The sequence below is a fragment of the Flammeovirga sp. OC4 genome, from assembly GCF_000812565.1.
Classification (GTDB): domain Bacteria; phylum Bacteroidota; class Bacteroidia; order Cytophagales; family Flammeovirgaceae; genus Flammeovirga.
Genome location: NZ_JTAM01000059.1, coordinates 1 through 23727, shown reverse-complemented (window position 1 = coordinate 23727; position 23727 = coordinate 1). Strand labels below are relative to the sequence as shown.

General features: G+C 34.0%; 12 protein-coding genes. 2 read left to right on the top strand and 10 right to left on the bottom strand.

Going from position 1 to position 23727, the window contains the following annotated elements; all coding sequences use genetic code 11:
* Positions 1-725 (bottom strand): hypothetical protein (locus PL77_RS22705; protein ID WP_044210649.1); only part of this gene is annotated, 725 nt, incomplete at its 3' end.
* Positions 726-1080: 355 nt separating this feature from the next.
* Between PL77_RS22705 and PL77_RS30950 the strand changes: the two genes are divergently transcribed.
* Complete coding sequence (locus tag PL77_RS30950) at positions 1081-4131, top strand: caspase family protein (protein WP_082026690.1); 3051 nt, start codon at positions 1081-1083, stop codon at positions 4129-4131.
* Positions 4132-4293: 162 nt separating this feature from the next.
* Here PL77_RS30950 and PL77_RS22695 read toward each other — a convergent pair whose 3' ends face one another.
* Complete coding sequence (locus PL77_RS22695) at positions 4294-5946, bottom strand: SusD/RagB family nutrient-binding outer membrane lipoprotein (RefSeq protein WP_044210647.1); 1653 nt, start codon at positions 5944-5946, stop codon at positions 4294-4296.
* 49 nt (positions 5947-5995) lie between these two features.
* Entirely contained in the window at positions 5996-9076 is a 3081-nt protein-coding gene (locus PL77_RS22690) for a SusC/RagA family TonB-linked outer membrane protein (protein WP_044210644.1), read from the bottom strand.
* Positions 9077-9895: 819 nt separating this feature from the next.
* On the opposite strand from PL77_RS22690, the gene PL77_RS22685 reads away from it, so the two are divergent.
* On the top strand, positions 9896-11230 hold the full coding sequence (locus tag PL77_RS22685; protein WP_044210642.1) for a WG repeat-containing protein: 1335 nt from the start codon (positions 9896-9898) through the stop codon (positions 11228-11230).
* Positions 11231-11283: 53 nt separating this feature from the next.
* Here the strand turns inward: PL77_RS22685 and PL77_RS22680 are convergent, their stop codons facing one another.
* From PL77_RS22680 to PL77_RS22650, 7 genes are all read right to left on the bottom strand, one after another.
* Positions 11284-13044: an arylsulfatase gene (locus PL77_RS22680; RefSeq protein ID WP_052444652.1), complete on the bottom strand. Its 1761-nt coding sequence runs from the start codon at positions 13042-13044 to the stop codon at positions 11284-11286.
* 202 nt (positions 13045-13246) lie between these two features.
* Entirely contained in the window at positions 13247-15745 is a 2499-nt protein-coding gene (locus tag PL77_RS22675) for a TonB-dependent receptor domain-containing protein (protein ID WP_044210639.1), read from the bottom strand.
* 247 nt (positions 15746-15992) lie between these two features.
* A complete protein-coding gene (locus tag PL77_RS22670) occupies positions 15993-17435 on the bottom strand; it encodes a PCMD domain-containing protein (RefSeq protein ID WP_172665929.1) in 1443 nt (480 codons plus the stop codon).
* 114 nt (positions 17436-17549) lie between these two features.
* Complete coding sequence (locus tag PL77_RS22665; protein WP_044210633.1) at positions 17550-18317, bottom strand: hypothetical protein; 768 nt, start codon at positions 18315-18317, stop codon at positions 17550-17552.
* A gap of 235 nt (positions 18318-18552) precedes the next feature.
* Entirely contained in the window at positions 18553-19524 is a 972-nt protein-coding gene (locus PL77_RS22660) for a transglutaminase domain-containing protein (RefSeq protein WP_044210631.1), read from the bottom strand.
* A 257-nt stretch (positions 19525-19781) separates the two neighbouring features.
* The gene (locus PL77_RS22655) at positions 19782-20255 is read right to left on the bottom strand and encodes a hypothetical protein (protein WP_044210629.1); all 474 of its coding nucleotides are present in this window, start codon (positions 20253-20255) and stop codon (positions 19782-19784) included.
* A gap of 215 nt (positions 20256-20470) precedes the next feature.
* Positions 20471-23727, bottom strand: a 3257-nt coding sequence (locus PL77_RS22650) for a T9SS type A sorting domain-containing protein (protein ID WP_044210626.1), incomplete at its 5' end; no start/stop codon positions are given.

The window sequence follows — 23727 nt, the reverse complement described above, 5'->3', positions numbered from 1 at the left end:
TTACTCTCCGGGTAAATGTAGCTATTCCATTCAGTATAAGAATGTTTAGATGATCGAAAGCCTAAGGTGTTATAATTATAGACTACTTTTTCTTCATTCTCATCTGAAATGCTCGTCATATAGCCTTGGACGTTGAAGCTTGGTTTTTGTACTATACCTTCTACTGTAGACTCTTCTAATTGACCGATGGCATCGTAGGTATAGCTGGCATACGTATTTCCATGGTTAGTCACCTCTCTTAATCTATTGAGATAGGTGTTATCATAAGTATAGGATAGATTATGCATCACATCACCCGCTCCATTATTTCTATTCAACGTTTGGATATTACCGTTGGCATCATACGCCAAGTTACCAACAGAATATGCATTATTTGGAGTAAACACTAAGGTATTACCTACTCCTGCTATCGTGGTACCATAATCTGCTCTGACCAACTGTCCTTTAAAATCATAGCTATATTGATAAGCTCCTGATATTGTTGTAGGTGTATCATGCTGGGCATCCCTATAATTCCCTTCCCAAAGTAAAGCGTAAATCTGACCGTCATAATGTTCTTCTTCCATGGCTACTTTTGGCAATGGCGTAGCCGTGTTTTCATAGTCTCCACTGAAATACTGTAACTGCATGGCAAAAACATCTTCAAAGGCATTGGTATCCTCTCCTGTTTTATTGATGGCTTTAAGAGCTCCGTTTAAAGTATATACATAATTAAGCGATTGCAATACTTTCTCTTCTCCATTGATGATTCTTGGGGAAAGGTCGAGCTGTTTTAGACCTCCATGTTTATAAATAGGTGTAGCGTGCCTGTAGGTTACTGCTTAGTGTGAGTAAAACCCTTCATTTTTCTGATTTTAAGGTTTCTGCTTTTTAAGTGATAAGTTGAAAATTTATTTTTAAAAAACAAGTTCGCAGTGACGCTTTCACTTAACACTACGAACAGTAGGGGGATTATTACAAATGTATTTAAAATAATAATCTACTTACACAAAAATCTAATAATTATCACATGCCTTTTAGAATTGTGATTTCACTCATTTTTTCTATTTTTGAATTAACTATTACAATAAGATAAATTCCATGCTTCAAAACATAAAATTCTTACCTCTCCTCTATTTATGCCTCACCCTAATAACAAACATCACATTTGCTCAAAAAGATGTTTTTCTTCGATTAAATAATGAGATGCATTTAGAAGAAATATCTGATGTTTGCCAATCGTCAAAATATTACTTTACCACATCTCAAGATAAAACCATAAAAGTCTGGGATATCACAAACGGAGACCTAATCAAAACATTAAGAGTACCTATTGGTGAAGGTTTGATAGGAAAGCTATTTGCTTGTGCTGTTTCAAATGATGAGACTCTATTAGCAGTGGGCGGTTATACGGGGCAGCATAAAAAGAATAAGAATATATACCTATTCAATATTCAAAATTGGGAGATAAAGCAAGTGATTTCTGGTCTTCCTAATGTAGTAAGTGATCTTGCTTTTCATCCCAACAATGATTTGATTGTATCATTTTACAGTAATGCTCAAGTGGGGATTTTTGGTTTAAAAAGTGGCATTTACTATAAGAAAAAAGTATTAAATCAGTTCGAAGATGAAATCAGATCCATCAATTTTGGTCCCAAGAATCAAATATTAATTACTTCTTTAGATGGGAACATTTACATATTTGATCAAGAATATAACTTCAAGGCTAAATTTAAAACAAAGCATGAAGCTCCTAAAAGTCTTGTATTGAACAAAGAGAAAAATCTTGCAACAATCATATTTTTAAATAGTCCAGAGATTACTCAATATCATTTATCCAATGGAGGAGAATTGAAGTTTAAAAAGGATATTACCATTAAGAATGCTCACCGGATTAATACTCTTTTTTCTACATCAAATGACAACCTGATGTTCTCCTTCTCTGATAGTTTATCAAAATTAAAACAAAATTTAGCTGTATTTCACCCTACAAAAGGTTTAACAGAGAGACTCTTAATTGGGAATGGAAATATCAATCATATCAGAGAAAGTAAAGAGCATTACCTGTTCTTTAGTACCGTACCAGAAATTGTTGCTTACGATAAAACATTCAGTGATGTTTATCAGAAAAACAGTCATCACTTGGATTACTTCAACAGTAAAATGGAAGATTTTGGAATCAATGAGAAAGCCAATATTATTACCATTAAGAACAAAGATGAAAAACTAAGTTTCGATATTAATACGAGAAGTTTTATAGCTCCTGAAAACAATTTTTATGTTGCTAAAGAAGGCCGAAATAACACTACAGTCAGTAATTGGAACTATTCGATGTATCCAATGATCAATAATGACACTGTTAAATTCATCAACAATTATGAATTTTGTCAAGCTGTTGATGTATCTCAAGATGGTAATTTTGTTGCATTGGGAACACATAGAGGCATATATTATTTGACAAAAGAAAACAAACGTTTGTGGCATATTGATTCCCCCTCTCCAGTTGTAAATATCATTATCACTCCTGATCAAAAGAAAATTGTGTCTTTTACACAAGATGGCAGTATCAGGTGGTACAACACCGATTTCAAAGAGATCAAAGGTGTACAGCTAAAGACTGTAAAACCGACTGGCTTAGCTTACCGAAATGGCATTCGTCAAGGTGACATCATCCTTTCGGTAAATAATTATCCTATTCAAGATAAAAAGGACTTATCTCCTCTGATTCAAAGAAAAGGAAGTTATAAGTTTAGTATAAAGAGAGGTGATGAGATTAAAGAGATTATCATTAATAAAAACACGAGTAAGTTTGGTTTTGAATATGCACCAAAAAAGAAAAATAATTACCTACTCTCATTATTCATTGACCCTACAAATCAAAAATGGATTTTTTATACCAAAGATGGCTTTTATGACACCGCTATCGGAGCTGAAAAATATTTAGGTTGGCATGTAAATATTTCTTCTAGAATTACCCATTTCTATGATGTTTCGAGATTAAGAGATACCTATTATCACCCCGATACTATCAATTCTTTAATGGCTCCTTCCGCTATTCAAGTGAATGCAAGGTCGATTAATAATGAAGAATTAATAGAAAAGCTACCGCCTGTTGTAAAAATAAAATACCCAAGTATGGGTGAAGTCGTTTCAAGTACGAATCTTCAACTCCAATACACTGCAAGGTCTTTAAATGGTTCAGAAATTGAAGAAATTAAAGTGATGATTAATGGCAAGACGATTGAACAAAGTAGAGGGCTACAATTGAAAGAAGATGAAGTTCATTTGATGAATATCACCTTACCCAAAGAGGATTGTTTTCTGCTTGTTATTGCCAAAAACGAAAATGGTTGGAGCGAGCCATCTTCGGTAATGATTAAATGGAGCGGAGAAAAAGAGACAGCACCCAAACCCAATCTTTACTTATTGTCTATAGGTGTGAGTGATTATCTGAATGGAGGATTGGATTTAAAATATGGAGCAAAAGACGCTAATGATTTTAAAAGTATTATTCAAGCACAGAAAGGAGGACTATATGAGAATGTATATCATAAGTTGTTAACAGACAGTGAGGCGACCAAAGGAAATATATTGGATGCATTAGAGTGGATTCAAAATGAAACAACAAGTAAAGATGTTGCTATGATTTTTGTGGCTGGACATGGTATGAATGATAGAAACGGAGCCTTTTATTATCTTCCTCATGATTCTGACTTAAATAGTATACGTAGAACATGTCTCTCTTTTATAGAATTTAAATATACCATCTCTACTATTCCTGGAAAGGCAATTTTGTTTATTGATACTTGCCACTCTGGAAATGTCATTAATGGAGCAAGGTCTACTAACTTCAACCTTACCAAAACAATCAACGAATTGTCTGATGCTGAAAATGGTGCTGTCGTATTTACTTCTTCCACAGGAACTCAACTTTCGGTAGAAAGTGATCAATGGAAAAATGGGGCTTTTACAGAAGCTTTGATTGAAGGGTTAAAAGGTAAGGCAGATCAAGACCAACAAGGAGTAATCTATGTAAAGGCATTGGATTGGTATCTATCTCGAAGAGTCAAAGAACTAACATCTGGAAAACAATCCCCTACTTCAATTATTCCGTATGGTGTCACTGATTTTCCAATCTTCGTAGAAGAATAAAAGCCTTTTCTGTATACAGACACAAAAAGGCATTTCATAAAAATGCCTTTTTCTTAACAATTCAATTTATGTGATAATGATGAAAAATAGTTTTAGTTTTTTGCTATTGATATTCTCAATTTTCAAACACAAGGATAATTGCTTATCCTTGTGTTTGTTTCTTTATTTGTAGTTGATTTCTGTGTTTTCAGCAAACCATACTTTTTTACCATAAACTGTATTTACAATACCTTCAGATGCTTTTGCCAAGTTGGCAGCATTTGAAGTTTGCTCTGAGAATGGATAAGGGAAACGGTTTGGAAGTCCTTCAGTGTACTGACTTGCACCTCTCACCTCATCAATTGCAGGCCATCCTGTTCTTCTTAATTCAGCAAATGCTTCAGGACCATTTGTGAAAATAGATAGGTATTTTTGCTCCATAATGATTCTGAATTGACCACCATTCTTGTTCCAGTTCAGGTTAGCAATTACTTCAGATGCATCATCATTTGGTCCTAAGATCTCATCTCCAGCTACAGGAATCATCTTAGCTTGATATTTCTCAACATCAGCATATTGTTTTTCGAAAGATGCTCTGATACCTTCTTCTACTAACGTCTGTACAGATCCTGTAATACCTGGGATACCATTTAAAGCTGCTTCTGCTTCAATGAATTTTAACTCTGAATATGTCATCCAGAATGATTTACCATCCGGTTGCTCTCTGTAAAGAGATCCGATTCTTGATACTGAGTTCAATAATGGGAATTCATCTCTAGGCACTCCATTTTCTTGTCCTACATACTCCACTTCAAGATTAGCATCAGGATCCATAGATCTTGGTGTAGGTTGAGCGTAGATATATAACCTTTTGTCGTTAGTTTCTTTCAACAGATCAACAACATTTTTTGATACAGCAAAATCATCACGGTTATCAATATATCTGTTGTAGAAGATAGGTTGCATGTATGGTTGAGAACCTAAGTACACTAATTCGGCATCATCAGAGTTGCTAGTAAACATTGGATACTTACCTGGATCGCTGAATAACTTTGTTAAACCAGCAGCTGAAGTATTAGCATCTACTTTGTTGATTCTAGTATATAATCTTGCTGCCAAAGAGTTGGCTAATCTCTGCCAGTTATCTGTTCTACCACTGTAAATGATATCTGAACCAGCATCAATTCCTCCACCGTGAGATAATAACTCATTGGCTTCTTCTAATAATTCAAATAAAGAATTATAGATATCTTGCTGTTGATCATAAACAGGTTGGAAGTTTGTTGTTTCGTAACCTAATTCAATAGTTTGGAATGCTTCAGAATAAGGAATATCACCCCAAACATCCGTTGTTACTGAGAAGAAGTACGCTTTTGCTACCAACATTGCACCTTCTAATGCTTGTGCATTTTTAACGCCAATAGCATCATCAGATTCTTCAGCAATCTCCTTACGCTTACGAACGCTATGTAAAGCCAACTCCAAATCATAAAGACCAGCTAGGTTAATGTCATTATTGCTTCCTGACACACCTGCATACATTCTTTTCCATTTTTCATCCATTACGCCAGGACGGTACTCGTACCAGTCTTCGTCAAGGTATTGGATTTTTGCGAAGTGTTGCGCCCAAAGACCTGCACCTGTTAGGTTAAAGTATTGTCCTTGTGCACCATAAAAACTACCTGTACTTGTGTAAAGTACATTGGCAAATAAAGCCTCTGGCTCAACTTCACTAGGACTGTTAGGGTTTTGTCTCATTTCTTCAAAGTCTTTGAAACAAGAAGTCATACTTGCCAAAACTATGATTGAGAATATATAATTAATATATTTTTTCATTTTTCTTTTCTATTAAATGGATGTTTTAATTTGATAGATTGAATTCTAATTAGAATTTCATCTTGATATCAAATCCGAAACTTCTTGCAGTTGGTAACTGACCAAATTCGAAACCTTGACCTGACATACCTGCACCGAAACCAGCTTGAGGATCAATGTTTGGAGCATTTTTGTACATCATCCAAAGGTCATTACCTACAGCTGCTACATATAGACCTTTAAGACCTGTGTTCTTCAACCATTTTTGAGGTAAATTATATCCGATAGAAAGTTGAGCTAATTTTACATATGAAGCATCGTAAACATACTCTTCATGGATACCATATAAACCTTGGTAATAGGTCATTGCGTCAGCAGAAACTTCATTTGGTTTGTAACCACCGTTACCGTCAGGTACAACACCTACAGTTCTTCCACTTTCACGATCAATAGCTGTTTTTTCTAAAACACCTGCATATTCACCAAACATGTTAGTTACTGAGAAGATGCTACCTCCTTTTTGGATATCAATCAATGCTGATAAAGTAAATCCTTTGTAAGTGATTGAGTTACGGATACCACCTCTCCAATCTGGGTTGATGTCACCTAATGCTTCTTTCTCTGTCGTTCTTTGAGGGATACCTTGTTCGTTTACGATGATATCACCGTCAGGAGAACGTTCATACTTAATACCATAGAAAGTACCTAATGGCTCACCTGGACGAGCTTCAGTAGTTAATCCCCAGTAGTCACCTAAGATAAATGAATCTACACCATCGGCTAATGACTTCACCGTGTTAACGTTCTTCGTATAGTTGAATGAAACATCCCATTGGAAATCATCTGTTTGAATAGGAGTAGCATACAATAGGAATTCAAAACCTTTGTTTTCAATTTCACCTGCGTTAATCGTAGAGTATCTATAACCAGAAGTTGCAGAAACGTCAGCATTTACAATTTGGTCATAAGTATTCTTCTTGTAGTACACAGCCTCAAATCCTAATCTATTGTTGATGAAAGACATCTCTAAACCAGTTTCCCATGAGTTTGTTGTCTCTGGCTTTAAGTTAGGGTTTGATTGAATGTCAGCATACTTAAACATTGGGTTTCCGTCCCAAGGTAGTGGAGAACCATATACGTTTTGTAACATATAAGGGTTAGCCGCTGCACCTACTTGTGCCCAACCACCTCTAACTTTACCATTTGAAATCCACTGTGGCAAGTCAACGTGCTCAGAGAATACATAAGATAAGTTGATTGATGGATACAAGAAACTATCATTTGCTGCAGGTAAAGTTGAAGACCAGTCATTACGTACTGAAACGTCCATGAATAAGTAATCTCTAAAACCTACTGAAGCAGTTGCATATAAAGAGTTGATGATTTGCTCTTCGAAGTAAGTGATCGCATCAATTTGACCTACGGCGTTAGCAGGAGTATAAATACCAGGGTTTGCTAAACCTGTTGCTGTCATTGCATCTCTCTTATAACTTCTATACATGTTGTTACCACCAGCGTTTGCTGATACGTTCCAATCACGACCAAAGTCTTTTGAGAATGAAAGTAAGAAGTCAAAGTTTGACTCGTTTACAAAATAATTCTCTTCTGTAAAACCACCTGTTGGGTTGTTGATAGAGTATTTTGCAGTTCTTTGCATACGGTTTTCAGTATAGAAGTCCGTACCACCTTTCACTTGTAAACTTAAGTAATCCGTGAAGTTATATTTCATTGAAGCATAACCATTTACACGGTCTCTTCTTTGTGAGTTAGTGTTCTCGTAGGCAATCCAGTACGGGTTATCATGGTAGTTGTAGTTCCAGTTGTATGGAGTACCGTCTAATTTTTTGTAGTTCTGTAAGCCCGCTACATCAACCTGACGACCGAACCAAACGAATTGTTGCATTACGTTGTTAGCTCCATAACCTTGAGAAGGTAAGTTGTCTGACCCTCTATGAGAGTAAGTTGCTTTAGCGTCAAAACGTAATTTCTCAGTGATTTTATGACCGATAGCCATTGATGCACTATACGTATTCAAACCAGTGTTTGGTACCATACCTTTTTGGTCTGAGTACATTAAACTGAAACGCATGTTAGTATTCTCATTCGCGTGAGAGATCGATAAGTTTGATGTTGATACGTGACCTGTTTCGAAGAAATCTCTCACGTTGTTAGGGTTAGATACCCACGGCACTGCTTCACCATTTGAGTGGAACTGAGGGATCATTAATCCAGCATCTAAACGAGGTCCCCATGATTCGTCAAAACCATCATGAGTACCACCACCTTTACCATCAACGAATTTGAACTCTCCGTTCATACCTTGACCGTAAGTGTTTTGGTAATCTGGTAAAATCAATGGTGTTTGGAATGTAGTTGTATTTGATAATGATACACCTAATCCTTGAGATCCTTTACCTTTTTTAGTCGTAACGATGATGGCACCGTTCACGGCTCTTGAACCATATAAAGCGGCTGCGTTAGGTCCTTTTAAGACTGTCATTGACTCAATATCATCTGGGTTCAAATCTGAGATCGGAGAACCGAAGTCAGCTCCACCTGATGAGGTATTACCTGAGTTATAAGTGTTATCTACAGGTACACCGTCTACTACATATAACGGTTGGTTATCACCTGTTAAAGATGAGTTACCACGAATTACTACTCTTGAAGATGAACCAACAGCACCTGATGATGCAGTTACTTGTACACCTGCTACTTGACCATTTAATGAACTTAAGATATCGTTATCTGCAGTTTTCAAATCGTCACCTTTTACTTCACTCACCGAGTAACCTAAAGACTTTTTGTCTTTTTCCATACCTAAGGCTGTTACTACGACTTCGTCTAGTTCTTGAGCGTCTTCTTCTAAGATAATATTGATTACTGATTGTGTACCAATCTCCAATACTTGAGTAGTGTATCCAATTAGTCTTACTTCTAATTTTTCTGCACCTTCTGGAAGTTCGATTGAATAGCTACCTTCAAAATCGGTAACTGCTCCTACTGTTGTACCCACTACAAGGACTGTAGCTCCGGGCATAGTGTTTTCATCGGTATCAGAAACGACACCTGAAACTCTTCTTTCTTGGGCGTATAGAGATGAGATACTACACGTCAATAAAGTGAGTAAAAAGAGTACTCTCTTGATCATAATAAGATAATAAAGTTGATTATAATTAATTGGTTGGCTAATAAAACTATCTGGTTTTAGTGAATAGTTATATAAGACAGTAAGTCGTAAGGCGCTTTAATATCTAGCATTCAAAGCAACTTGTGACATCTATAAAAATCCAATGAATAGTCATAGCAAAGACTTTGACGAACATTGAAATTCAATAAAAAAGAAATGATTTAATGGTATTAGTAATTATTTTACTATAGACAATTCGTTTAAATATTAAAATTAGGTTTAACTGATTAGCTATTCGTTTACAAGAATAATAGATATCATTAAAAAAGGTTGCATTGAATTAACGGTATTTATTTTAACATTATTCACATCACATACTTTTAGTATTTTTTAGTAACAGTGTTTTAATTGTAAGACTTTTTTCAGTAATACAGATTATCAAAAGTGTTATAAAGAGTAAATTATACAACAAAAAAAAAGAACACTTTATAAAAATGTTCTTTTAGAGGCTATTTAATTAAATGATGATTCTACAAAATTCTTTCTGTTTCTTGTGAATTTTTCTTGAAACAAACATCACACTTTTCATTTAGAATTAAAAAAAATCCAAATTACAAAAGGTGACAGCTCAAAAATGAATAATAAAGTACACATTTAAATCATTACATGATTGTCACAAACTAGCTTTACTTGAGATCATAAGAAATAACACTATTATGGTGACTAAACAGCTTAAGACACTAATTTTAAAGGCATTATTTACAGTGATAGCATTATGAATTACATATAATTTTATTACATTTGATGACATTTTTTATTTTTTAGCCTCCAAATGAAGTGATGAAAACTTTTTGTACTTTTTCTATTGTATTACTGTTTGCCAATTTACTTTTCGCACAAGAATCCCTAGTTCCTTATCTAAAATCTGGAAAATACGGGTATATGTCCTCCACTACCAAAAAGCTTGTCATCCCAATTCAGTTTGATCATGCAGAACTATTTGATGGAAATTTAGCCTATGTGGAAAAGAATGGCGAGTTTGGTTTTATTGATAAAAAAGGAAATGAAGTAGTGAAAATTGGTACTTATACTACCATATTCGAAGAGCCTCCACATTTTTCTGAAGGTTTGTTAGCCGTTGTTAAGAATAAAAAGTTTGGCGTAATTAATCAAAAAGGGCAGGTTGTAGTCCCTTTTAAATACGATTATATTGGTGCTTTTTCAGAAGGTAAAGCAGCTGTTGGTTTATTAAAAGATCCCACTACATACAACTTTAGGGTTGAAAACTACAAAACCTTAAATATTGGTATACTCTCAAAAGATATGAAGTTTACTAAAAGAGGGTTTGGTGAAAACAATCAGAAAAAACATTGGGGTGAAAATGGAGACATGTGGTATGGCTTTATCAATACGCTCGGACAAGTAGTTGTTACAATTCAATATGGAAAAGTTGGTGATTATTCAGAAGGTTTGGCACTTGTTGTAAAAAATGTAGTACATGGAAAAGGTGGATACATCAATCATTCAGGTATTATGACTATTCCAGCACAATTTATAGAAGCACATGATTTTAAATATGGCTTTTCTCATGCCCGCAGAACACATTTGTATGGTGACAACTATATTGCAAGTAATTATGAACATGTTTATGTAATGGATTCTCCGAATGGTATCATTAATAAATCGGGGAAACTAACGCTTGCAACCGTACCGATTCAGCACTTTTTGGGACAAAATGAAAGGGGCTTTATCTTAAAAAGTTGGGATGAGAAAGTATGTTTTTCGGAATACAATGGTGATATAAAAATTCCATTTGATGATTATGTGGATGGATTTGTAAGTGAAAATACGCCTCTTGCTTTTAAAAACAGTAACGGTCTTTATCAGTTTCACGACAATACAACGTATACCAAATTATCGACTACATTAAAAATTGACAGTTTAAAAGAAGGCAAAGAAGGTCTATTCGTTTTCTCAAAGTCAAATAGCCCATTTTACGGTGTTTTAGATAATAATTTAAAAGTACTTGTTCAACCAAAATATGACTTCATCTCTACTTTCAGTAATGGTTTTGCAAAAGTCCTGAAGTCTGCAAATGGGAGAAGAATTACCACTAAGCATTTTTACATTGATTCGACAGGGTTTGAATATGTAGACTTTGGTGCTCATTTATAATTCATAAAAATAGCGGTAATTGTATATCCATCAATCACCGCTATAGTTATTTTTTAGTTTGCTTCACTTGCAGCTTGGAAAGCGTTCCACCCCTCATCCACTTGAACTAAATTATGTTTGAGCTCATAAGATTTATAGAGACTCATCATTTCTTTAAACCTTTCTGGCATCTCTTCTTCTAAAAATACTCTTTCAGAAGGATCTTTCACCACATCATAAAGATGCCACTCTCCATCTCCAAACATTCCTTTTCTGACTTTCATCAGTTTATAATTCCCTTTCATCAAATAAGCATTTCCGAAAAGTTCAAAAGCATACCAGTCGTCTTCAGACCTTACAATTTCCGACTTTCCTTCTAAAAATGATCTTGCAGAAATACCACTTGGAGCAGTAACCTTTTTTCCTTTGTATGTACTACCCGGATGTTTAATTCCTGCATAATCAAGGATCGTCATTGGTAAATCTTTTACTGAAAAAACCACATTACTGATTTCTCCAGCTCTTTCATATTTTTGGGTCATTGCTCCCGGAGGAACAATCATCATAGGTACTCTTATACCTCCCTCACCAATAAACCATTTCCACCATGAAAGGCCACCTGTAGCTGCATTAGCCCAAGCTGTACCGATATAATTACAAGAATTGGCTGTTCCTATGGCTTCAAAACTTGTGTCATAATTTTTAGCAATCCATTGACCAAAAACTTCATTACCAGTATTCGGGTTTTCTGCTTCCATACCTTCAGGACCATTATCAGATAAATACACTATCATTGTATTTTCCAACTGCCCTGATTCTTTCAAATAGTCTAAGATTTGACCAATTCGATTATCTTGATCTTCAATTTCAGCAGCATAAGTTGCAAAAACTCTAGCTTGATATTTTTTCTCCTCTTCACTCAAGTCGTTCCATTTTTTCACAAGGTCATTTTCTGGAGCCTCTGTTGCAGAATGAGAGATTAGCCCATGTTTTTTCAAACTCTTATAACGGTATTTTTTCAACCCCTCATACCCTTTTTCTAAATAAAATTTATAATGCTTATCAATCAACTCTGGTGGTGCTTGGATTGGGAAGTGAGCTGTTGTAAAAGCCATCCATGTAAACCAAGGCTTACCATCAGCATCTGATTCTTTGATGAACTTCAAAAGTTGATTTGTATACAATTCGCCTGAATAAACACCATCTGGTCTGTCATATTTTTTACCATTCAAAGTCCAATGCTCTTCAAATTTCTTATTCATAAAATCAGGATCAGAAAAAATAGGTGTCATTCTGAGGTTATTCCAATGGTTAGATCCTCCTGATAAAATGCCAAACTCTTTATTAAAGCCCCAATGAGAAGGACCAAAACCTCCCGCTTCTTCTCCTCCCAAATGCCACTTTCCTACTTTTATGACGTCATACCCTTCATCGTTGAAAAGCTGAGAAATGGTTACAGCATTTTCTGTCAGATAACCTTCATAGCCAGGTTTTCCTTTTGAATCAGGATAGAATGAATAATCAAAAGAGCCTAAACCAACTTCGATATTATTACAACCTGTCATTAACATCGAACGTGTCACTGAACACACTGGTGAGGAGTGGAAATTAGAAAAACGTACTCCTGCTTTTGCTAATCGATTGAAATTGGGAGTTTTGATTTCTGATCCATAAACGCCTAGATCACCAAAAGCAATATCGTCTCCAATGAGGACTAATATATTTGTTTTTTTATTTTCTCCTGATAATTCAGAATCTTTAGACGGACTAGAAGTGGAGGTACTACAGCCAATCAAATAAATTGACATACCTAATAAAATAAGCAATCTGTACATGGTGATTGATTAATGGTTTTAATTTTTACTATGAATAAATAGATTATAAAATCCAGCTTGCTAATAAGTTATGAAAAACAAAAATCAATCTCATAACATTGATTACGAAATTGACAAAATCTTAAATTTATACAATGATTATACAAGGAAATTTATCTTTCTGATGATTGAAAAGAGTGTATTTCAGCAATCAAAAATTACTTTAGAAAAAACCTCTCATACCAAAGGTAACGTTTCTACCGGGGGCGTTAATTCCTGAACTATAAGTTCTATAACTTTGGTCTAAGATATTCTCAACATTAAAATGTAATTCTGCAAAGTCTCTTAAGCGAATACTACTTTGGAAATTTAAAGTCCACCACGATAATGCTCCCTCATGAGCATAGAGGTATGGTTTTTCTTGTTCTGAAGGTGCTAAATCCTGAAAATCAATTCCTCCGCTATAAAAAGTATTTAAACCTACATGCCAACGATTTCTAGAATAAATTATTTCTAGTTTACCAAAACCAGGTGGAACATGTCGTAAACGATCTCCAGTAACTTCATCTTCTCCGGTAGTATAAGTGTAAGCACCTTGTAAAGTTAAATTTTGACTTAAGTTCGCTTTAAGCTGAAGTGAAACTCCTGCAATTCTTGCTTTTCCTGTGTTTTGAAGTGCGAACACTGCATATTTATCACCATCAATAACAATTGAATCTTGTCCATTAAATTGATAAGGCCCGCGGACCATTGCATTATGCAGCCAAGAGTAAAACCCTGTTAATCCAACTTGGAAAATATCATCCCACCTTTTTTCAATAGTTGCATCAATAGTATATACATCTGTAGGTTTTAAATTTGAGTTTGGTACAACTAAATCATCTTTCGAAGGATTATACACTTTTCCAATATCATCAATGTTAGGGGCCTTAAAACCTTTTGCAAATTGTGTTTTTAATAACCAGTCTTCATTTTGATAACTGAGTCCAAGACTTCCCGTTAAAGAACCAACATCGTAGTTAAAATGATCATAAGGTAAGTTTAATTGCTCTGAAGCTTGATCGGTATAATCAGAACTGATAAATGTATGAGAATACCTTAATCCTAAAGAGGCAATCAACTTTTTGTTGATACGGTATTTTCCTACTCCGTAAAGACCTAAAGTTGAATAATAACTTCCTCCACCTGCATATCTTGGAAGAGCATTATTTTTAGCACCTGTTAGAATATTGTATGTTTCTGCTCTAGCATTTACTTTGTTTGTTGTTCCTTCAAATCCATAAGCTAATTCGAATTTATCATTCATCTTCTTGAGCAAATCAAGATTGAGTGCCCATATATTAACGTCCACATAATCATTATTCCTTAGCTCATCATTGAACTTCCTATTGTGACGATCCTCTTTTACAAATTGCTGTGAGAATGTCAACTTAAAATCATTATACAACCGATTAGGCTTTGATAATTTCAATTTTAAAGCATTCAACATCCAAAGTTGTGGTCCATAATACCATTGTGAGAACTTTGGAGTTGTAGATCCATAAGTGGTCTCCAAAAGATTATTGTCTATACTAATTACATCTTCTGAAGTAACATTGATATTTTTACCTTCATCATCTTTTAGAGGGTTCAACTCTGTTAATCGGTCGTATCTAGGAACATTAGAAGTATTCGTAAACAAAAAAGAATACTGAATATCTACAAATTCATTCGGTTTGAACCTTACTTTTTGCTGAGTACTAACTTGCTCATAACTTGTTGGAGTTTGCTTTTCAAGTTCATGGAAATTTGACTGAATCTGATCAACGCCATTTTTTGTCACTACCACAAACTTCCTTTGACCAAAGCGGTCACTATTTGACTTATACCATTTCCCTGAGTTCAAATCCTCAAAAGAAGAATAAGTAAATCCTCCATGCCAAGACCATTTATTATTTCCTGCATCTAAATGTATTGCACCTGTTCCTTCTCCAGTTGCTGAGGCTAAACGTATAGCGGCATCACCATGTAAAGTCACTAATTCATTATCACTGAGTTTGGGTGTTCTGGTGTGAAAATCAATTACGCCACCTAAAGCATCACTCCCATAAATAACACTTCCTGGTCCAAAAATAATTTCAGCATGTTCCACACTATTAGGATCCACACTTAATATATTCTGAAGATTACCACTTCTATAAATTGCGTTGTTCATTCTCACTCCATCCACTACTAATAAAATTTGATTGGCGGCAAAACCTCTGATCATTGGGCTACCTCCCCCCATTTGACTCTTTTGAATGAATACTTCTCCCGTATTTCCAATTAGATCAGCAGTTGTACGTGGCATATCATTGGCAATGGCTACACTTTTGATACTTCTAACCTGTTGAGGGTTTTCATATGATTTTTCTTCCCATTTATTCGCTCCAACTACAATTTCATCTAATGGGATAATCTTTTCATCTAGATAAATGACAAAATAACGATTGATGTGATCTCTGCTGACAGTAACTGTCTTAAAGTTTACATGAGAAAAAGTAAGCCTTTTCCCATTACCAAATAATTCAAAGTTGCCTTGTTTATCAGTAATTGTACTTTCTCCATGTTCATCTCTAATAAAAACACCTTCAATACCTGCGTGTAAAGCATTTTGAACACTATAAATCTGTGCCTCTACTACGTTGTTAATAGTGGTTACAAAAAATAAAAAAAATAATACTAATTGAAGTGTATTCTTCATATTGAAGAGGAGATTGATATAGGCTTTTACAAAAGTTTCGAAGTAACTCAACAAAGGTCATACTTCAACTTTTCTCATGAATAACTATCAAAATTATAAAGAATCTTTAATTGTTAAAATTATTTCAGAGATTCTTGTTTATTATATATAATGTATGAATTTCAATTGACGAAAGCATAAAAAAGGCCAAATAGTAGTATAGAAAACTATAATGATACTATTTGGCCTTTTGAGGTTATTTTGTTGATCAATACTCTAATTCTATCCCTTGTGTAACCATTTTACTGCCTACACCCCCAATAAAACTAGCACCGTGTGCACTCGATGCAAAAACAACAATTATATGAGTTGGATTAGCTTCATCATCATGATAAAAACCATGTTCTGGCATCTCTTTGCTTTCTTCTGAAGGTAACATAAAAGTAGGGACTCCTGATAATTCACCATAAGTTAAATCCATTGAAAGTTCTTTAAAAGATTTTACTTCTTCATCAGATCTGTACCAAGCAGTTGCAAGTCTATACCTTTTCTCTTGATCTCCACTACCTTCTCTTACTTGAAGAATTACATAGATATCACATTCATCCATGGTGCCACTATACGATTGGGGTTCGTATGTAAATGTAGTTTTAAATCGCTTTGGTCTGCTTGTAAATGGCACACCAAAATCAGTATCCACATTATCAATTCCAGAACCATGTATTTCACCTGTAAATAACGACCCTGATGCTAGCTTCCCTAAAACTGATTTCGTTTCTAAAGTTCCTCCTGATGGAGAAATTGTGTTAGGATAAGGAAAAACAGTATGCAAAAATGCTGGGAAAATTACTTCTGCAGCACCCTTATCACCACTTCTCCAAGGAGTTGAAATATCGTTACCTGGTAAATAATATCCTCTATTTTGCGAACTTCCATTTAAAAACCATGTAGTAAAATTACTGAATGGCACCTGTTCACCTTCAAAAGCTTCTTGAGTAACGTTAACCACCCAAAGTGTTCCATCTTCAAATTCATAAGTTACAGGTGATGAAAAATCTGTCACCTCATCTCCTGGAGTTACTGTACTATTTTCCGGGAGATAATGGAAAGAAGTAATCCGTAAATTGGAAAGGTCAGCAGTAGATGGCATCAAAACATCAATCGTATTTTGATCAAAGTTTATTGTTGAAGAGATTTGATCTTCAATAGTAAATGACGTAAACATTGATGCTTCGTGCTGAGCGATTACTTTCCACTCCAACATTTCAGAAAAGAAGAAAGATACTGTATCACACAACTCATGAACGATTGTATAATCAGGAGATAACGTATGTTCTTCAGGAGTATATTCAAAACTCGTGATGTTTAAATTACAAAGATCATACTCTACAGGCATAATTACCGTGATCAATTGATTGCCATGATCAATAATCGTTGATCTTTCTCCTTCAACCTCAAATTTTGTTATCTCCACTTCAGGCATCTCTTTTTCTACGATTACCTTCCAATCATAATCTTGATATGTAGTAATCGTAAATTCAACATCAGAAGTAAAGTCGGAAACAGAGTCAGGATTTGGAAAAATAGTTGCCCCCTCCGTTATAATTAACGAATCAATACTCAAGTCTGAAAGATCACTATAAGCATGAACAGTAACATTAGCTGTCTGTTCAGAAGAAGATATATTCGCATCTCCAACTTGATTACTCATTTTTATATATAAAATTTCTCCTAATACTTTCGGGTAGGGCAAATCATTTTCAATACATGAAATACAAAAAATGAATACAATAATTAGGGAAATAAGTTTGTTGATTCTCATGGCTTAAATGTAAAATGCTAGTCCTATATTCAATGAAAAAATATCAATATTGAAGTTGGCATCACTTGACCTTCTCCACCCTTCTGTTACTTGGTTTTCAGTTTGCTGCACCCACTTATTCGTGAATCCCATAATACCGATCATCACTTCCAATGCAACATTGTCATTGATGAAAGCAACCATACCTGGTGATACACCTATATTAAATTCATTTATTACCGAATAAGTTCCTTTTGTATCGGCAGGTGTTTCACCATGTGTCATACTTTTTGACTGACCATACCCATACGATACCCCAACTTCATTGAATAAAGCAAATCTTTTACTGTTACCAAGGCTTAGGTAATGCCTCATAAAAAAAGTAGAATAGAATGTATGTGATATTTCTTCTTGGCCTTTTACAGTAAAAGCCATATCATCATCAATCTTGATTTTCATATCATCTATTTTTGAAAATCTTCTTTTATAGGTAAATCTTGCTCCTATTGCAAAATCATCTCTTAAAAAATAAGCTACAAATGGGCTAACATTAAAATTATATGCACTCCCAGACCAATCTTCCATCATAAGGAATTTGTAGTTATCTGTAGAGCTCTCCCTGTATTTAAAAGTGGATCCTACTAACCATTGACCTTTAGGAATGAAAGTATTCTTTTGTATATCTCGCTTAAATATTTCACTCCGATTATTTTCTGATTTTTCCTGATGAATATGTTGAGCATATAAAGGGGTATAATATACAATCAACAATAGCAGTATTAGTTTTTTCATTTCTATTATTAGGTTTTTAATTCGGCAAAAATGAATCATTTTCAAGGATAAAATAACCTATTAATAATATTTCAGTCTCTATTAACGTATTACAAGATAATAATGTACACTATGTTATGTTTGTAGTGTTGAATTAAAAAGCTCAATTAGTGTCACTTGTAATAAAACATTAATTGAGCTAGACTTTATTTATGTATTTAAATTGCTAAATACCATTTAAGTTTTTTTATAACAGCTATTGGCATTTGTAGGTTATTACCCCTGTTCCATTATAATAAATAGTCAAGTATTTACTTTTACGTTTTGGGGGTGAAACTAATAAAGAGATGTTGTTCTTATTCATTGTTACTTTAAAATCCTGAAGATAAGGTTCAGTATCGAAAGCGTAATTAAAATTCTTTGCTTCTAATTTAGTTTTAAGTTGAATTTCGATTGGTCCGTTTTGATTTACAAATGAAGTTAATGGTGCTAAAACTTCTGTTTCTTTTGTGATGGAAGTAAGATAGTAAAGAGGTTGATTGGTAAAATCTGTAAATGTTTTATCCATAAATAACCACTTTTTATCTGAAGGGTAATGATTTCTAAAAAATACTTCAGGACTCCCCTTGAAATAAAGAGGCTCATATTCCCAAACAAATTTCATGGATTGATCCAAATACCCTGCCCCCCATGTAACATCTACTAAATACCATTGACCATTAATTTTAATGGCATTCCAGGCATGATCTGGATTCTGAAATTTTCGAGTTAAATCCGATAAATATACTCTGGAGAAACCTTCTACAATTTCACATTCAATACCTAACTCATCACAAACTGCTTTGTAAAGTTTTGAATATCCATCACAAATAGCACTCTTATCTTTTAAAGCATCCTCAGCAATTTCTTTAAAAATCTGTTTTTCGATTGCTAATTTCTGAGCTTCATTGCTATAAGAATATTTAAATACTTTCTGTTCATTCAAACCTTTCACATCATAACTTATATTATATGCCATCCAACAATAAATTGCTCTAGCTTGTTCTTCTTTCGTTTTAAAATCCGTTTTTACCCTATTGGCAAATTTTTCAATCGTAGAAAAACGTTTAGGGTAGTTTTCTTTGACATATTGATCTACATTTTCTTTTGGTGTAATACCAAAAACAGTAGTTGAGATTAATAATGAAATGAATAAAAAAAATCTTGTTTGAGGAAAGTTTATTACCATTATGATCAACACTAAATGAATGTAACATTAGACTTGAAAGTTACTTAGCAATTGTTAAAAATAAAAAGATATTTTATTTAAATCCTCCATGTTATCTTTACGGTAACAAAATACAAATCGAAAAGCATCTATTCTTTTTACAGCTACAAAACATTATCCAAACTCCTTATTTCGTTTTACTTATATACTACATCGTTTTTTATAAAAAGACCTCTACTAAAGTATTTTAGAGAGGTCTTTTTTTCATCATAATAAATTTACTGATCATCTCTGTAGATGAGAGACATCTTATTATAATTGTGAAAGAGAATTTCTGTTTTTTCTGATTCGTTGACTGCATCTTTAAAAGTGCTAAAAAACAATTCTAATTCATTTGTTTTTAATCCTTTTAAGTCAAAAATGTGTTGTTTTCCGTCGTATAGTGTGACTGTGAAAGTAGTATCATTGATGGAAAATTCATCAATAGTCTCTTTCTGGATTATGGTTTTAGGAGTTCCTTTCACTTTTACCTCTACCTCATTTAAGTCCCATTTCAGATAGTTTCTTTTGTTGATCACCAACATAAGACTCAATCCACTAAAAGAGAATAAAATAAGATTAGCTAATTTGGCCTCTTCAAAAGAAAGAGGGTACACTAGTAGAAAAACCAAACTGATAACTGGCACTGATAATATAAACTTTTGCAGTCCAGAATACTTGTAATAAAATGATCGTTTATTGATTCTTTTCATTTTTGCGTTATTTAGGAGGGTCAAATGTGATAGTAAAATATTTAAATTTAATGAGTGGTAAGTACTTGAGTTAGTGTATACATCTAATAATCCGATTTACCATACAATCCTTCAATTTAAACATAATAGGATTGAATATCAAGCACTTAAAAAATAAAACCAATGAAACTTTAATAATATAAGGACTCTCTAAATAATACAATTGGACTATAAAGCTATTTAATTATAAATTTAGAAGAAAAGGAACTAAAACCGGTAATTTCAATTCTTATGAAATAGATTCCACTTGAAAAATTATCAGTTGTTATAGTATAATTATTTCCTTTAGAAGTGATAGTATGATTTATGTTGAGATTGGTCATTTCTTTCCCTGCCCCATCAAATAATTTGATTGATTTAGTATCAACATACTTATTGAGCAGTAAATGTACAACATCTCTTACAGGATTAGGATAAACATGCACTTCTATAAATTCTGTAGAGGACAAAGCGGTGATTGTGTCTTCTAAAACAGTCAGGTTGAAACTTGATTGATGACTTCCCCCAAAGCTATCCATAGCTTCAATCGATACAGTACCTTCCCCACTTTCATTAAACTGAATTGCTAATTCAGCATTGCTTATAGTAAAATCAATAAAAGTGCTGTTGTTAGAACTTACCTCATATGATAAGGTGTGAAGGTCTTCATCTATAAAATAATCGTCCAAGTACAATTTAAATTGACGGTCAGATAAGTAATATTCTTTGTCTTCAAAATTAGTAATCAAATAAGGTATTTGATTAAGAACAGCTATCTCAAATATCTGAGCTACTTCAGAATATTGATCGGAAGCGGTAATTGTAACTGCACTACTGCCAATTGACTTTGGAGTGAAAATAATATAATTGGAGGAACTACTTGTGAAATCTACTACCTCTTCGTTTTCTAATTCTATGCTGTAGGTCAATGAATGATCGTCAATATCTTCAAATAGTGTATCTAAATCTACATTGAAACCTAAGTCTGTTAAATACAACTCTTGAGATTCTACCTTCTGCATTAGATGAGGTTGTCGATTGAGAACCGTAATGTCAAATGTCTGAGCTACTTCAGAATATTGATCGGAAGCGGTAATCGTAACTTCACTGCTTCCAATAGATTTCGGGATGAAAGTAAAATGGTTTGAGGAACTACTTGTGAAATCAACTACTGATTCGTTTTCTAGTGCTATTGTGTAAGTCAATGGTTGACCGTCAATATCTTTAAATAGAGTATCTAAATCTACATTGAAACCTGAATCGGTTAAATACAACTCTTGAGGTTCTATCCTTTTCATCAAGTGAGGGGATCGATTGAGAACCGTAATATCAAATACTTGAGCTATTTCAGAATATTGATCGGAAGCGGTAATCGTAACTTCACTACTTCCAATAGATTTCGGGATGAAAGTAAAATGATTTAAAGAACTACTTGTGAAATCAACTAACGATTCGTTTTCTAGTGCTATTGTGTAAGTCAATGGTTGACCGTCAATATCTTTAAATAGAGTATCTAAATCTACATTGAAACCTGAATCGGTTAAATACAACTCTTGAGGTTCTATCCTTTTCATCAAGTGAGGGGATCGATTGAGAACCGTAATATCAAATACTTGAGCTATTTCAGAATATTGATCGGAAGCGGTAATCGTAACTTCACTACTTCCAATAGATTTCGGGATGAAAGTAAAATGATTTAAAGAACTACTTGTGAAATCAACTAACGATTCGTTTTCTAGTGTTATTGTATAAGTCAATGGTTGACCGTCAATATCTTCAAATAGTGTATCTAAATCTACATTGAAACCTGAATCGGTTAAATACAGCTCTTGAGGTTCTACACTTTTCATTAGATGAGGTTGTCGATTGAGAACAGTAATGTCAAATGTCTGAGCTACTTCAGAATATTGATCGGAAGCGGTAATTGTAACTGCACTACTGCCAATTGACTTTGGAGTGAAAATAATATAATTGGAGGAACTACTTGTGAAATCTACTACCTCTTCGTTTTCTAATTCTATGCTGTAGGTCAATGAATGATCGTCAATATCTTCAAATAGTGTATCTAAATCTACATTGAAACCTAAGTCTGTTAAATACAACTCTTGAGATTCTACCTTCTGCATTAGATGAGGTTGTCGATTGAGAACCGTAATGTCAAACGTCTGAGCTACTTCAGAATATTGATCGGAAGCCGTAATCGTAACTTCACTGCTTCCAATAGATTTCGGGATGAAAGTAAAATGGTTTGAGGAACTACTTGTGAAATCAACTACTGACTCGTTTTCTAGTGCTATTGTGTAAGTCAATGGTTGACCGTCAATATCTTTAAATAGAGTATCTAAATCTACATTGAAACCTGAATCGGTTAAATACAACTCTTGAGGTTCTATCCTTTTCATCAAGTGAGGGGATCGATTGAGAACCGTAATATCAAATACTTGAGCTATTTCAGAATATTGATCGGAAGCGGTAATCGTAACTTCACTACTTCCAATAGATTTCGGGATGAAAGTAAAATGATTTAAAGAACTACTTGTGAAATCAACTAACGATTCGTTTTCTAGTGCTATTGTGTAAGTCAATGGTTGACCGTCAATATCTTCAAATAGTGTATCTAAATCTATGTTGAAACCTGAATCGGTTAAATACAACTCTTGAGATTCTACCCTCTGCAATAGATGAGGGGATCGATTGAGAACCGTAATGTCAAATGTCTGAGCTACTTCAGAATATTGATCGGAAGCGGTAATCGTAACTTCACTGCTTCCAATAGATTTCGGGATGAAAGTAAAATGATTTAAAGAACTACTTGTGAAATCAACTACCGATTCGTTTTCTAGTGCTATTGTGTAAGTCAATGGTTGACCGTCAATATCTTCAAATAGTGTATCTAAATCTATGTTGAAACCTGAATCGGTTAAATACAACTCTTGAGATTCTACCCTCTGCAATAGATGAGGGGATCGATTGAGAACCGTAATGTCAAATGTCTGAGCTACTTCAGAATATTGATCGGAAGCGGTAATCGTAACTTCACTGCTTCCAATAGATTTCGGAATGAAAGTAAAATGATTTAAAGAACTACTTGTGAAATCAACTAACGATTCGTTTTCTAGTGTTATTGTATAAGTCAATGGTTGACCGTCAATATCTTCAAATAGGGTATCTAAATCTACATTGAAACCTGTATCGGTTAAATACAGCTCTTGAGGTTCTATCCTCTGCATTAGATGAGGTTGTCGATTGAGAACAGTAATGTCAAATGTCTGAGCTATTTCAGAATATTGATCGGAAGCTGTAATTGTAACTGCACTACTGCCAATTGACTTTGGAGTGAAAATAAAATAATTGGAGGAACTACTTGTGAAATCAACTACCGATTCGTTTTCTAGTGTTATTGTATAAGTCAATGGTTGACCGTCAATATCTTCAAATAGAGTATCTAAATCTA